Here is a 14,544-nt window from a genome sequence, read left to right as displayed (position 1 = left end):
GCGGGAGCAGGCGCGGCGACGGCGCCGCATCCTGCCCCTGTCGCCGTTGGGACATGTCGCATCCGTGACAGCTGAGAGCAGTGACATGTCCCGCGACACCAGCGGATTCTGTCGAACAGCGCATGACCTCAAGCTGTATGAAAGGTGCTTGACTGATGGCATGGATGCGCCTATCGGCGGCTGTATCGACCGTACTGGTGGCAACGATCGGGGGTGTGTCGCCCGTCTCCGCCGGGACGAGCGCGGAGGGAACGCCGCGCATCACCGCCCATGACAAGGTGGTCTCCGCCACCGTGCGGCTGCTGACCGGCGACCGGGTGACCGTGACCACGCTGCCCGGCGGACGCCACACCGCGTCGGTGCAGCCCGCGCCGGGGCGCGAGGGCATCGCCTTCCGGACGCTGGAGGGCAACGACAAGGCGCTCACCGTGCTGCCGTCCGACGCCGAGGCGCTGGTGACCGCGGGCACCCTGGACCGTCGGCTCTTCGACGTGACGGCCCTGGTGGCCGAGGGCTACGACGAGGCGCACACCTCCGCCCTCCCCCTGATCGTCTCCTCCAAGCCGTCGGCGACCGGGGCCAGGAGCACCGCTCGGGCGACACAGGCCGCCGGGAACACCGCCGACCGGCTGGCCGCGCTCAACACGTCCGCGACGCCCGTCCGTGACCTGACCAGCATCGACGCGCGGTCGCTGCGGGTGGCCGACGACGACCTGGGCACGTTCTGGAAGACGCTGAACACCGGCCCGGCACCGGACGCCGCCCGCGCCGCCGTCACCCCGAGGGTCTCGCTCGACGGCAAGGTCAAAGCCGTACTGGACCGCAGCACCGCGCAGATCAACGCCCCCGTCGCCTGGAAGGCGGGCTACGAGGGGCAGGGCGTCAAGGTCGCCATCCTCGACACCGGCGTCGACGCGAACCACCCCGACCTGGCCGGACGCGTGGCGCAGGCCAAGGACTTCTCCGGCAGCGCGAGCACGAACGACGCCTTCGGCCACGGCACGCACGTCGCCTCGATCGTCGGCGGCACGGGCGCCGCGTCCGGCGGGACCCGGCGCGGGGTGGCGCCCCGCGCCGACCTGCTCATCGGCAAGGTGCTGGGCGACGACGGCTACGGCAGCGAGTCGTCCGTCATCGACGGCATGGAGTGGGCCGCCTCGCAGCACGCCAAGGTCGTCAACATGAGCCTCGGTTCGGGCACCCCCACCGACGGCACCGACTCCATGAGCGAGGCCGTCAACTCCCTCACCGCGTCGACCGGCACGCTCTTCGTCGTCGCCGCGGGCAACGAGGGTCCCGGCATGGCCACCGTCAGTTCGCCCGGCGCGGCCGACGCGGCGCTGACCGTCGGCGCCGTCGACCGCGACGACTCCCTCGCCTCCTTCTCCAGCCGCGGCCCGCGGCTGGTCGACGCGGCGGTCAAGCCCGACGTGACCGCCCCCGGTGTCGGCATCGTCGCCGCCCGCGCCTCCGGCACCACGATGGGCACCCCCGTCGACGCCAACTACACCGCCGCGTCCGGCACTTCGATGGCCACCCCGCATGTCGCCGGAGCCGTCGCGCTGCTGGCCCAGCAACACCCCGGCTGGGGGGCGCAGCAGCTCAAGGACGCCCTGATCAGCACCGCGCACGAGGTGCCCGGCACCAAGGTGACCGAGCAGGGCGGCGGTCGCATCGACCTGGCCACCGCCATGGGCGCGGTCACGGCCACCGGTTCCGTCACCCTCCCGCCGGTCCAGGTCGGTGGCGCCAAGAAGGTGCAGCAGGCGGCCACCGTCCGCTACACCAACACCGGTGACCACGCGGTCACGCTCACCCTGGCCGTCTCCCTCGCCACCAACACGGGGCGCGCGCTCCCGGACGGCGTGGTCGGCGTCGGCAGCGGCAAGGCGCAGCTGGCGCCGGGCGCCACGGCCGAGGTGCCGCTGAGCCTCGACGGCGCCAAGGCCACTCGCGGCCAGTACTACGGATACGTCACCGCCACCTCCGCCGACGGCTCCGTGCTCACCCACACCACCGTCGCCCTGAACGCGCACGGCCCGCTGCACAAGCTCACCGTGGTCGCCCGCGACCGCGACGGCAAGGTCATGGAGGGCGCCGCCCCGACGATCTGGGGTGCCGACGGCTTCGTGAACTACACGAGCCTCGAACCGGCCGTCGCCGAAGTGGAAGAGGGCACCTACCAGGTCAGCTTCAACACGATCGACAAGGCGGCCGACGGCGAGGAACTGCGTGAGGTCGTCAACCCGGAGGTGAAGGTCACCAAGGACATGTCGGTGACACTCAACGCCGCCGACACCGTCCAGGTGCAGATCCGCACGCCCCGCCCCGCCGAACAGCGCGGGGTGCTCAGCTACCAGACGTACCGGAAGATCGACGGCAACGGCCTGATCCAGGGCGTGATGTACTTCGACGTCGCCCAGCGGATCTACGTCAGCCCCACGGCGCGCGTCACCGACGGCGACTTCGAGTTCGCCTCGCGCTGGCAGATGGTGGCCCCGCAGCTGCGGGCAGCGGTCCCCGGCACGTCGCTCGGCTTCACCCCGTACTACGTGGACGCCTCCCCGGCCTTCGGCGACAAGGGAGCCCGGCTGACCGCCGTGGACGCCGGCGCGGGCACGGCCGCCGACCTCCGCGCCGCCCACGTGCGCGGCAAACTGGCCGTCGTACGCTGGCACTTCTCCGACGACCGGGCGCTCGCGCGGGCGGCGGCGGACGCCGGGGCCAAGGCGCTGATGCTGGTCATGGAGGACGGCTACTACCCCTGGACGCGGTGGAGCCCCACCGGAGACCGGATGGCCCTGACCACCATGCGCGCGGGCGCGGCGGAAGGCACCGCGCTGCTCAAGCGCGCCAAGGCGAGATCCACCACGGTGGAGTTCACCGGCACGGTCCGCAGCCCGTACCTCTACGACGTGATGCAGGTGTCCAAGGGCTCCGTCCCCAAGCCGCTGGTGTACACCGTCTCCGAGCGCGAGAGCGCCGTGGTCCGGAGCACCTACACCCGCACGGGTGCCACGTCCTGGGCGGGCGAGCAGCGATTCGGGTGGCGGCCCTACCAGGACACCGCCTGGAACCAGTACACCCGCTACGTCCCGACCGGCCAGGAGCGCGTCGAGTACGTGACCGGCGGCGACACCCTGTGGCGGCAGACCGTCCGCCACAACGTGGTCGGTGACCCGGACATGCCGCTCATGGCCGGCATGAGTGATGTGCCGCGTACCTACCGGCCCGGCGAGAGCGTCTCGCAGCGGTGGTTCGGAGCGGTGGTCCGCCCGTCCATCCCGCGTGGCGCGGCCTGGCAGTCGGTGCGCAACGGCGACACCCTGTCCGTGTTCGTCCCGGAGTTCACGGACTCCGCGGCGGGCCACTGGGCCTTCGGTGAGGTCCCCAGCGGCGGCGTCGGCAGTGGCGTCCGAGCCGGCTCCCCGTCGGCCGCGGCGGACGACCTGCCCGACACGGCCACGGCGCTGCTGTACCGGAACGGGAAGCAGATCGCCGCGTCCGACAACGGCGCGTGGGGTGACATCGAGGTTCCCGCGGGCGACGCCGCGTACCGCCTGGACCTGGCCACCGCCCGCACGTCCGGCGACTGGGACTTCGCCACCGGCACACGCACGTCGTGGACGTTCCGTTCGGACACCGCGGCCCGGCCGGCCATGCTGCCGTTGCTCCAGGTCGACTACGCCGTCCCCGTCGACGCCCGGAACGCGGTGAGCCGGGAGCGCAGGCACCACCTGGGTCTGACCGTCCGTATGCAGGACGGCATGACGGCACCGCGTGGCGTGACGCTGAAGGTCGAGACGTCGTACGACGGCGGGCGGACCTGGACCGCCGCGTCCACGGCCCGCGAGGGCAGCGGCTTCAGCGCCACCGTGGAGCGGCCGGCCCGGGTGCACGGCGACGCGTACGTGACACTGCGCGTCACCGCCAGGGACGCGGCCGGCGACACCGTCCAGCAGACGGTGGACCGCGCCTACCTGCACCCCGGCACACGGTGACGGTGACCGTGGATCGTCACGCGTGACGACGGGGTGGGTGCCGGGGGAGTCGTCCCCGGCACCCACCCCGTCTCAGTGGGACACCTCCCGGTCCGCCCGGCCCGGTTCCGGGTGGGCGCCGGTGAGCTCCGGCTCCAGGCCACCGGTCAACGCGGCGTGTCCGCGGCCGGAGTCGACACGCCACGCCTCGAAGGCCCACGCCGTCAGGGCGACCACCGCGAGCCCCAGCAGCCAGCCGCCCACCACGTCACTGAACCAGTGCACGCCGAGCGCGACGCGGGTGAAGCCGACACCGAGCACCGACACGACGGCGAGGCACCAGCCCAGCGGCCGCCAGGCGCGCGGGACCAGGGGGAGCAGGACGAGCAGCAGCACCGCGAACGAGGTGGTGGCCGTCATCGCGTGCCCGGACGGGAACGAGAACCCCGGGGCGTGCGCCACCGGATCCTCCAAAGACGGTCTGGCCCGCTCGACCACCGTCTTGACGAGCAGCCCGATCAGTCCGCCGGCCACGGCCGTCACCGCGGACCAGGAAGCCAGCCGCCACGCCCTGCGGTACACGAGCCAGATCGTGAGCAGGGCGACGACCGTACGCAGGGTGACGGGATCCCACACCCGGTCGGAGAGGAAGCGCAGCGTGCTCGTCCAGGCGGGGTGTTCCAGCGCCGTCTCGTGCAGCCGCCGCGCGGTGCCCGCGTCCAGCCGGCGGAGGGGCCCCCAGTGGCCCTCCAGGAGTACGAGCAGCAGCCCGAAGGGCACGGCGGCGACCGCGGCGACGGCGGCCGACCCGAACAGCCGGACACCGAACCTGCGGTCGGCAGCCCGGCGCTGCCGGTCACGCAGGCGCAGGGCAACGGTTCGCACCGGCATTCACACTCCAGGGTCGGGGTGGATCGGACCGGGCCGCAGGGCCCGTGAGGCCTCCAGTTGCGCGGCGAACGCCAGTCCGAGGAACAGGGCGATGGAGGTCAGATAGGCCCAGAGCAGCAGCGACATGAACGCGCTGAGCGGGCCGTAGATCGTGTCGAAGGACCCGCTCACCCCGAGGTACAGGCTCAGCAGCCAGGTCAGCAGCGTCCACAGCACGAGGTAGACGGTGGCGCCGAAGGCCAGCCAGGTGTATCCGGGCTGCCGCCTGCGGGGAGAACGGCGGAAGATCGCGCTGGCCGAGATGAGCGCGAGCAGGAAACCGACCGGCCAGCGGATGATCTCCCACGCGGTTCGGGCGGCGCCGTCCAGCCCGTACACCGTCACCGCCGCGGAGGCCAGGTCGCCTCCGGCGACCATGACGACGAACCCCAGTCCCAGCGGGATCCCGGCGCCGAGCGCCATCACCAGTCCGCGCAGGTACTTGCGGTGGAAGGGGCGGTCCCGCTCGTTGCCGTAGATCCGGTTGGCGCCGCGCTCGATCTGGCACATCGCCGTCGTGACGTTGACCAGGGAGAAGAGCAGACCGAACCAGAGGGCGACCTGCGCGCCGTCGCCCGCCGTGTGCCGGCTGCGCCGCAACGCGTCGTCGACCACCTCGGCGCTGGGGCCCGCGGCGATCCGGTGGATCGTCAGCTCGGCGAATCTGCCGATGTCCTCCGAGTGCAGGGCGGTGGAGAGTCCGACGAACGCGATGGCGAGCGGGATCACGGCCAGCACGGTCTGCAGGGCGAGCGCCCGGGAGTGGCTGAAGCCGTCGGCGTAGCGGAACCGGACGAACGAGTCGCGCAGCAGTGGCCAGCGGCCGTAACGGCGCAGTGACGCCAGCGCCTCGTCCGCCGACAGTTCCTCGCCGGCCATGTCACGGGTCTCGGGGACCCTGGTGGCGGTGCCCATTCACTTCTCCCGGGACGGCAGCAGCACGGTCAGGGCGCCGGGCCTGACCTCGGCGGTGAGCCTGCGCCCGGGACCGACCGGGTCGCCGTCGAGTTCGCGCGACTGCGGGGAGTCGAAGACGAGTTCGGCACGCCGGAAGGTGAAGAACTCGACCGGTACGCCGGTCCGGTCCCCGTCCCGGGTGGCGAGGGTGTCCAGGGTGGTGGCCCGGGGTGCCCGGGACCGGCCGCGCAGCAGCGTTCCCACCGCGCGCAGCCAGCCGCCGGGCCCCCGCGGGTCGAGGACCAGCAGGTCGAGACGTCCGTCGTCGGGACGGGCGGACGGCAGGAGCGTCAACCCGCCCTGGACGGTGCCGACATTGGCGACCAGGACCATGCGGGCGGTACGGCGGACGGCGGGCGCGCCGTCGAGTCGGATGGTCAGACCCATGCGCGGGGTGCGCAGCGTGCTGATGCCCGCCAGCAGATACGCGGGCCAGCCCACGGCCGACTTGGCGCGCTCGTCCGTGTGCTCGATCATCGCGGCGTCCAGTCCGGCCCCGGACATCGCGGCGAAGTGGGTGGCGGGGAGGTCGTCGCCCTCGATGCGCCCTAGGTCCAGTGGGTGCGACGTACCGCGCAGCGCGGCCTCCAGGGCCTCGGCGGGGGAGAGCGGCAGACCGAGGTTGCGGGCCAGCAGATTGCCGGTGCCGCACGGTACGACGGCCAGCGGGACCCCGCTGCCGGCCAGGGCGTCGGCCACCGTCCGGACGGTTCCGTCCCCGCCGCAGACGACGACGAGCGTCGCGCCGTCACGGATCGCGCGGGCCGTCTGTCCGCTGCCCGGGTCGTCGCGGGTGGTCTCGACGAACACCGGCGCCCGATGGCCGTTGTGGTCCAGGACCCGTCGCAGGGACACCCGGGTGGCTTCGTCGGTCACCGTGGGATTGAAGATCACGATGGTGGTGCCGTGGTGCGGCTCGGCGCGGGTGCCGTCGGCGACGGGCAGCGAACCGGCCGGGGGCGGCGCGGTCACGGACTTGTCGACCAGCAGGGCGCGCCCGACGATCAGCAGGGACAGGCAGCCGTTGACGATGCCGCCCACGACGTCCGTGGGGTGGTGCATGCCGCGGTAGAGACGGGCGACGCCCACCAGCAACGGTATGAGGAGCAGCAGCACTCCCACGGCTCTGCGCCAGGGACCGCGGCCGCGTGAGAGCACCACCACGGCGACGCCCGCGTACAGGGCGGTGGCGGCGCCGGTGTGGCCGGAGGTGTAACTGGACGTGGGCGGGGACGCGTCCAGGCGGTCCACGTCCGGACGGTCGCGGTCCACCGACAGGGTGATGACCAGGAAGACCAGTGCCTGGGAGGAGACGGCGACGGCGAGGAAGACCGCCTGCCGCCACATCGGCAGCCGGGGCAGCAGGACCAGCACCAGACAGGCCGCCAGGGTGAGCGTGATGACCGTCAGGGTGTTGCCGGCCTCGGAGCCGATGAAGGACAGGGTGGTGAGTGTGCCGGTGCGGCCCCGTTCGAAGGCCTCGTCGACGTGGTCCTCGACCGTCAGGGGCCACCGGTCACGCGCGGGGCCGGTGATCAGGAGTCCGAGTCCCACCAGCAGCCCGGCCTGACACGCCGTCAGCGCGGCGATCCGCGCGGCGGTCCGCCCGACGCCCCGGGGCAGGGCGACCCCCTTGCCTGAGCCGGCCCCCGCCGATGGGGCACGGGAGAGTCCGGCAGGTCTTTCCGGCACGGCGGTCGGCATCGGGGCTCCCACGGATCGGCGCCGTTCGGCGGCGTTCGGCCGGGGGCGGCTCCCCCGGTTAACGCCGTCTGCCCCGGCAGCCGCCGTGCAGACCTCCCGGACGCGGAATCGTCCGCCGGACCGTGACGCCGGGTGCCGGTCGTGACCCCCGTGTACGTGTGGGGCGGCCGCGGCCGCGGCCCCGTGCACGCGGGGGCGTCCGGGCCGTCGTAGCCGTCGTAGCCGTCGTCGTCGTCGCCGTCGGTCCTGTCCGGGAACGGCGCCGCTCGCGGTCGGGGGCCGTTCCGTGTCGCCGGTCCGAGGGACGGGAGACAAATGGATTCCGGGCGCATGGCTGGGTACCGGCAGGGCACCCGGAGCTTCGGAGGTCGATAACCATGGTTCCCCTGCTCCTTGTTCTTCTGCTCGCTCTGGTCCTGTTCGGTGCCGGCTTCGCCTTGAAGGCCCTGTGGATCGTCGCCGTGGTCGTGCTAGCCGTCTGGCTGCTCGGTTTCGTCATGCGATCCGCCGGAACCGGTGGCGGTCGTGGCCGCTGGTACCGCTGGTAGAGAGCGCCAGTTCCCACCCGGTGGTGGTGCGGGGCGGCCCCGGACGATCAGGTCCGGGGCCGCCCCGCGTTCGTGTGCCTCTTGCGTGAAGATGCCGGTGTCGGTGCGCGGATGCTGCCCGGCGGGGCAGGAGGACCGTGTGGCCGGGAGGTCCGCCGTGCGCGCGGGGAACCGCGTACCTCCAACCCGTCGGGCTTCCCGGACACGTCCGCACGTGGGGCGCGCCCTCCCTCGACGGCCGTCGCCCGGGGACCGGTTGGTGGTGGACCCCGCGCTCGTGTCAGCCCGCGGGCGGCGTCAGGGTCCGGTGCAGCGCGGCGAGACCGTCCGTGTAGATGCCCTGGAACAGGGCGATGGCCTCGTCGTCGCCGATGCCGTCCGGTGTGAAGGCGCCGGACCACTCCACGCGGGCCCTGTCCTGCCGGGAGGTCTCGTGCACCGTGAGGGTGGAGAGGTAGCCGGTGACGGGGAAGGGCGCCTGGAGGATGGAGTAGCTGTAGGTCCTGGCCTTGTGGTCGAAGGCTTCGAGGCGCTCGACGATCACGCCGCCTTCCTCGTTCGTGAGACGCCGGACGCGTCCGCCTTCGCCGAGTTCGCTGGTGGGGATGTACGGCAGCCAGTCGGGCAGTGAGCCGAAGCCGCCGATGAGCCGCCAGACGCGGTCGGGCGAGGCGGGGACGTCGAGGGACGCGGTGGTCGTGGCCACGGGATTCTCCATTTGGCTCGGGGTGAACGGGTCAGGCGGCGGCGGGCACGGGAGCGTCCTGTGCCACCAGCCGCTCCGCGCGCAGATCCGCCCAGAACCCGGCGGGGATCCTCTCGGTGAGAGCGGCGACGTCCTCCGCGATGCGACCGGGCCTGGTGGCTCCGGGGATCGCGGCCGTCGTCGCCGGATGGGCGAGGGAGAACTGCAGCGCGGCGGACTTGACCCCCACCCCGTGCCGCTCGGCCAGCGCCTTGATGCGCTCCACCTTGTCGATGATGTGGGCGGGCGCCTTCTGGTACTCGAAGTGCGTGCCTCCGGCGAGGATTCCCGAGCTGTACGGGCCGCCGACCACGATGTCGACGTCCTGGGCAGCGGCGGCGGGCAGCAGACGCTGCAGGGCACGCTCGTGGTCGAGCAGGGTGTAACGGCCGGCGAGGAGGAAGGCGTCGGGCTTCGGTTCGTCCAGGTCGAGGGTGATCTCCAGGGGCTCCACCCGGTTGACACCCAGCCCCCACGCCTTGATGACGCCCTCTTCGCGCAGCCTCTGCAGAACGCGGAAGGCGCCGGTGCGCGCGCTCTCGTAGACGGCCGTCCACTCGTCTCCGTAGAAGTCCTGCGCGACGTCGTGCACCCACACGATGTCGAGACGGTCCGTCCGCAGGCGCTTGAGGCTGTCCTCTATGGAGCGGAGGGTGGCGTCGGCGGAGTAGTCGTTGACCATCTTGTTCGGACGGCCGTGTTCGAAGAGGCCGCCCTTCTCGCCGAGGTCACGGGCGGACGGATCCTCGGCCTCGTCCAGGATGACCCGGCCGACCTTGGTGCTCAGCACGAACGCGTCACGGGGGTGGTGGGCCAGTGCGTCGCCGAGCCGGATCTCGGAGAGGCCGGCGCCGTAGAAGGGTGCCGTGTCGAAGTAGCGGATGCCCTGGTCCCAGGCGGCCTCGACGGTGGCCGCCGCCTCCTCCTCCGGGATGGCGCGGAACATGTTGCCGAGCGGTGCGGTGCCGAAGCCGAGCGAGCCGGGCAGCAGGGACTTGATGCTCATGGAAGATCCTCAGGGGTGGAGATCGGGGCGGATTCGTCAGGGAACGGGCGATCCGCCGGTCTTACGTGTTCGAGGCTAGGATCTGTACATGAGACTGTCCAAGACTTGCTTGGACATAGTTGAGTCCTTTGAGGTCCTACATGCTTGACCTGCGACAACTCCGCTATTTCGTCGCCGTCGCCGAGGCCGAACACGTCGGTCGAGCCGCCGAACGGCTGCACATCTCCCAGTCACCCCTCAGCAGGCAGATCGCCCAGCTGGAGAAGAACCTGGGACTCACCCTCTTCGAACGCAGCCAGCAGCGCATCCGGCTGACCTCCGACGGCCGGGTCTTCCTGACCGAGGCGCGGGCCCTGCTGCGCCACGCCGACCGGCTGGAGAACCTCGGCCGACGGCTCGGCCGCGGGGAGGAGGGCGGCCTGTGCATCGGATACGTGGCCGACGCGATGCATACGGGCATCCTGCCCTCCGCCCTGCGCACCCTGCGCGACCGGCGGCCGGGCATTCACGTCGCGCTGTACGACCAGGAGTCGGGCGAGCAGTTCGAGGGACTGCGGCAGCGCAGCCTGGACATCGCGCTGGTACGCACCCCACCGCCCGAGGACGACCCGGACCTCAACTCGGCGCCGTTGCTGCGGGATCCGCTGCTGCTCGTACTGCCCGCCGGACATCCCCTCGCGGAGCGGCGGGAGTTGACGCCGGAAGCCCTCGACGGGCAGCCGTGGATCGTGGTGGGCGATGCCCCGGACCCGGCCTGGCGCGACACGTTCGTCGCGTCGTGCGTCGCCTCCGGCTTCACGCCCGACATCCGCCTCGACGCGGCCGATCCCCTCACCGCGCTGGGCCTGGTCGCCTCCGGCCTCGGCCTGGCGCTCATCCAGAGGAGCATGGTGCGCGGCACGTCGGACGGCGTCGCGATCCGTGAACTGCCCTGGGACGGGGGGTCCGTTCGGCTGTGGGCGGCGTGGCACCGGATCGATCTCCGGCCCGTGGTGGCCGAGTTCCGCGAAACGGTCCTCGCGGGACGGGACGCCGTGTGAGCGTGGGGCGCACGAGGGAGGGTCCCTCCGGGGGTGACCGAGGGTGACCGGGGGTGCTTGGGGTGTTCGGGGGCTTGAGGGTGTTGGGAGTGTCCGGGGTGCCCGGAGGCTTGGGGTGCTGGAAGTGCCCGGGATGTTCGGAGGTGCCCCCCATCTGACCTACGACGCCACACACCCCAACACCCCGGGCAGCCTCAAATCTCCAAGCACTGCCGGATGGCGGGTGCGGGCGGGTGTCGGACGGGCCGGCCAGGGGGCCGTGCCGGGGTGTGGCAGGGCCCCCTGGTGTGGGACCCGGCCCAGGAAGGCCGTGCCGGGATGTGGCGCGGCCCCTGGTGTGGGACCCGGCCCAGGAGTCAGCGGTCCTTGGAGAGGGCGTGGAGTTCGCCCAGGAGACTGCCCTCGGCGGCCACGAGATCCTCGAAGCGTCCTTGTTCGCGGATGCGGCCCTGGTCGAGCACGACGACCCGGTCGGCCATCCGCACGTCGTCGAGCCGGTGCGTGACCACGATCGTGATGCGGTCCGGGGCCATCTCGCGCAGCTCGCGGAAGATCGTGTGCTCGCCCCGCGCGTCCATCTCGCTGGTCGGCTCGTCCAGGACGAGAACGGCCGGCCCCCGGTACATCGCCCGCGCACAGGCCGGCCGCTGCCACTGGCCGCCGGACAGCTCGTGCCCGCCCCACACGGACCGGGCCAGCAGGGTGTCGAGCCGGCCGGGGAGTCCGTGCAGGGTGTCGTCCATGCCGACCCGGTTCGCGACCGCCCAGATCCGGTCGTCGCCGTCCTCGCGCGGCTGGCCGAGGGTGATGTTCTCCCGGGCGGCCAGCGGCCAGCGCCCGGTCCGCTGCGGCACGAGGCCGACGTGCCGCCACACCGATTCCGCGTCCGCGGTGGCCAGATCGGTGTCGTCCCACCGGACAGCGCCCTCGCCGGCCGTGGTCAGGCCGGTGAGCAGCCTGATCAGGGTGGACTTGCCGGCGCCGTTCTCGCCGACCAGGGCGACGACCTCACCGCGGTCGAGGGTGAGATCGACCGGGTGCAGGGCCGGTGCGTCCTTCGAGGGGTAGGTGTATCCGGCGCCTTCGAACCGGATCTGCCTCGGTGCCTCGACCCGCGTCGCGCCGCGGGCCGTCACCGTGGACCTGACCTCGTCGACGAAGGTGTAGTAGTCGTTCAGGTAGAGGCCGTGATGGAACATCACCGCGCCGTACCGCACGATCGAGTTGAGCGCGCGCCCCGCCGTCCGGGAGGCCACGACCGCCGTGCCCGCGAGCGCCGCGGACATCGCTCCGGCCAGTACCAGAGCGGCCGGCGACGCCCACATGCCGAGGGTGAACACCCCCGCCAGTGAGGCGGCCAGCAGAGTCACGAGCAGGTACGGACGGGCGCCTTCGAGCTCGCGGCCCTCGACCCGGTCGCACATCGTCCGGTACCAGAAGTGCAGATACGGGCGCATCGTGTTGGCGCGCAACTCGTCGGCGAGATCCGCGGTGGTCAGCCACCAGCGCATCATGCCGCGCACGGTGCGGGCGGAGAGCGTGCGGTCGTGGACGCGGTAGTCGATGCGCGCCGCGATCACCCCGCCCATCCCGCGCGGGATCACGGACAGCAGCAGCACGCCCAGGAGCAGCGGATGCAGCGAGGTGAGGACGGTCGCCGCGGAGGCCAGTTGGACGAGTCCGTTGGTGAGGGTCTTCGCGTCGTCGGCGAGGTCGACGGCCCGCAGTGACCCGATCTCCGCCGCCTGGCTGCGGTCGCTGAATCCCTCGGTGTCGTAGGCGAAGAGGTCGGCGCGCATGTGGAGGTCGACCAGGGTGAGATCGGCCGCCGAGGCGATCTTCGGGTTGAGTCGCCGGGTCGCCCAGTCGGCGATGATCCACATGGCAGCGCCGCCGGCCATCGCCACGATCGCGACGGCCAGGGCCGGCCACGCGTGGGTCAGCCCGTCGCGGGGGTCGGAGGCGGCCAGCCGTGGCAGGGCCCGGGCGACGGCGCCGAGCATCACGGCCGTCGCCACGCCGGACAGCAGCTGGCATCCGACGATCGTGGCCGCCATGCGCCGGTCCACGGACCAGGCCAGCCGGGCCGTCTGCGCGAGTGCCCGCGGGATTCGGCGGGCCATGTCCATCAGCGTGGCGTCGTCCATGGCGCGCCTGTGTCTGCGTCCGTTGTAGTCGAGTTCGGGCGGTGCGGCCGGCTGCGGGGCCCCGTCGCGTGCCGCGGGGAGCGACACCGTCCTGCCGAGGCCGCCGGCGATCTCCACGACGGGGGTGGCCTTCTCGCCGCGGGGCGCCGTCATGCGAACACCCCCGTCATGAGCCGGTCCAGGGTGCGCCGTCCGCGCGCGGTGACCTCGTGATCGCCGAGCGCGGGGCCCCGGGCGAGACAGCCCACCGCGTCGAGAGCGGCCAGCGCGCTGAGCGCGTACCGCTCCTCGGGTACCAGGCCGCGGCCGTATCCCTGGAAGCACGCGGCCCGCAGGTCGGGCCGGTCCGCCCAGATCCCGCAGCTCATCGGTACGAAGTCCCGCACCGCCGGGGCGAACCGGGCCCGCTCGAAACCGATCCAGGCGGCCTGCTCCGTGGACCGGGACCACAGCAGGTTCCGGGGCCCGGCGGCACCGTGGATGAACGCGAGCGGCAGGGGCGGAAGGACGCGCAGCCGCTCGGTCAGACCACGCACGTACCCGTGCTCCGCGGACGTGATCCGGTCGCCGGCCTGCCGCAGCAGCGGACCGGCGCCGTCGGCCACGGCGCGCAGGGCCTGCTCGGCCTCCGTACGCCGGGGCCCGGACAGGTCGCCGGCCGCGTGCAGCCGGGCCAGCAGGACCCCGCCCTGGCGGTGCGCCCGGACCTCCTTGGCGGGGGAGAGGGCCGCCTGCCGGAGCGGGCGGCCCGGGACGGTGGTCAGCAGCAGGGCCAGGTGCTCGGCGTTCGAGGCGCGCAGCTGGGGTGCGCGGCCGGCTCCGAGGGCCGGGACCGCGTGCCGCAGCGCGAGGGTCTCCCTCTCGTACGCCAGGGGCCGGGGCGAGACCTTCAGATGGAACCGGGCGCCGTCGGGGCGGTGGAGAACCCAGACACGGGGGTTCCCGTGGGGGGGTCCGACGGGGGTGGGGGGTGTCGGCCGTGACGGAGACCCGTACGCCGAGTTCCTGGCCGGCCCAGGTGAGCAGGGCCGGTGCGGGCATGGTCGAGTCGGTCACGCACCCCACCTCGACGACGGTCGTGACGCGGAGACGAACAGAGCGCGGCGCGCGTCGACCGGGCGCCGGAGCGCGGCCGGGGAGATGGTCCGGGTGGGAGGGTTTTCGAACACGGGCCGGAGGGCGGCGAGGACGAGTACGGGATTCACGGGATTCTCCTTGGTCGGGGAAGCGGTCGAAGCAACTCGGACAACTGCACTGATCACAGGACCGATACGGGGTGCGCGGAGCGAATGATCGGGCGGAAGTTCGATTCGTGGCGGTGTGGGCAAGTGCTGTCGGCCTGATCGTCCGGCGTCGGCCCGTTCGATTCACTCGTCAAGGCGACGGTGATGGCGATGTGGCCCGAACGGGGGATTGCGCGGGGCGTCGACCGCATCGGTCTCCTCGGGTACGGCGTGTGCGGGGACCGCGACGGCACTCTCGTGCAC

Annotated in this window: 10 protein-coding genes; 3 read left to right on the top strand and 7 right to left on the bottom strand. The window is 72.6% G+C overall.

Annotated features, from left to right (window positions below; translation table 11 throughout):
• Positions 1-215 precede the first annotated feature (215 nt).
• Positions 216-4,001, top strand: coding sequence for a S8 family peptidase (locus GFH48_RS06955; protein ID WP_407698615.1), 3,786 nt, complete (start codon positions 216-218; stop codon positions 3,999-4,001).
• A gap of 72 nt (positions 4,002-4,073) precedes the next feature.
• On the opposite strand, the gene GFH48_RS06950 is transcribed toward GFH48_RS06955, so the two are convergent.
• From GFH48_RS06950 to GFH48_RS06940, 3 genes are read right to left on the bottom strand one after another with little or no spacing between them, the layout of a single operon-like run.
• Positions 4,074-4,871 (bottom strand): phosphatase PAP2 family protein, encoded by a 798-nt coding sequence (locus tag GFH48_RS06950; RefSeq protein ID WP_153287413.1) that lies wholly within the window; start codon positions 4,869-4,871, stop codon positions 4,074-4,076.
• Positions 4,872-5,825: a YihY/virulence factor BrkB family protein gene (locus tag GFH48_RS06945; RefSeq protein ID WP_153287412.1), complete on the bottom strand. Its 954-nt coding sequence runs from the start codon at positions 5,823-5,825 to the stop codon at positions 4,872-4,874.
• A complete protein-coding gene (locus GFH48_RS06940) occupies positions 5,826-7,571 on the bottom strand; it encodes a diacylglycerol kinase family protein (RefSeq protein WP_153287411.1) in 1,746 nt (581 codons plus the stop codon). It lies immediately after the preceding gene.
• A gap of 377 nt (positions 7,572-7,948) precedes the next feature.
• Here GFH48_RS06940 and GFH48_RS06935 point away from each other — a divergent pair, with 377 nt between their 5' ends.
• Entirely contained in the window at positions 7,949-8,119 is a 171-nt protein-coding gene (locus GFH48_RS06935) for a hydrophobic protein (RefSeq protein WP_153287410.1), read from the top strand.
• A 280-nt stretch (positions 8,120-8,399) separates the two neighbouring features.
• On the opposite strand, the gene GFH48_RS06930 is transcribed toward GFH48_RS06935, so the two are convergent.
• Together GFH48_RS06930 and GFH48_RS06925 are read right to left on the bottom strand one after the other, a co-directional pair.
• Positions 8,400-8,825: an SRPBCC family protein gene (locus GFH48_RS06930; RefSeq protein ID WP_153287409.1), complete on the bottom strand. Its 426-nt coding sequence runs from the start codon at positions 8,823-8,825 to the stop codon at positions 8,400-8,402.
• 31 nt (positions 8,826-8,856) lie between these two features.
• Positions 8,857-9,870 (bottom strand): aldo/keto reductase, encoded by a 1,014-nt coding sequence (locus GFH48_RS06925; RefSeq protein WP_153287408.1) that lies wholly within the window; start codon positions 9,868-9,870, stop codon positions 8,857-8,859.
• Between the two features lie 140 nt (positions 9,871-10,010).
• On the opposite strand from GFH48_RS06925, the gene GFH48_RS06920 reads away from it, so the two are divergent.
• Positions 10,011-10,910, top strand: coding sequence for a LysR substrate-binding domain-containing protein (locus GFH48_RS06920; protein ID WP_153287407.1), 900 nt, complete (start codon positions 10,011-10,013; stop codon positions 10,908-10,910).
• A 356-nt stretch (positions 10,911-11,266) separates the two neighbouring features.
• Here the strand turns inward: GFH48_RS06920 and GFH48_RS06915 are convergent, their stop codons facing one another.
• Positions 11,267-13,210 (bottom strand): ATP-binding cassette domain-containing protein, encoded by a 1,944-nt coding sequence (locus GFH48_RS06915; RefSeq protein WP_153287406.1) that lies wholly within the window; start codon positions 13,208-13,210, stop codon positions 11,267-11,269.
• The gene (locus tag GFH48_RS40070; RefSeq protein ID WP_407698701.1) at positions 13,207-13,950 is read right to left on the bottom strand and encodes a phosphotransferase; all 744 of its coding nucleotides are present in this window, start codon (positions 13,948-13,950) and stop codon (positions 13,207-13,209) included. Before GFH48_RS40070 ends, GFH48_RS06915 begins: the two co-directional genes overlap by 4 nt.
• Positions 13,951-14,544: the final 594 nt, after the last annotated feature.

Source organism: Streptomyces fagopyri (genome assembly GCF_009498275.1).
In the GTDB taxonomy this organism is placed as follows: domain Bacteria; phylum Actinomycetota; class Actinomycetes; order Streptomycetales; family Streptomycetaceae; genus Streptomyces; species Streptomyces fagopyri.
This window is presented reverse-complemented; position numbering and strand designations above follow the sequence as displayed.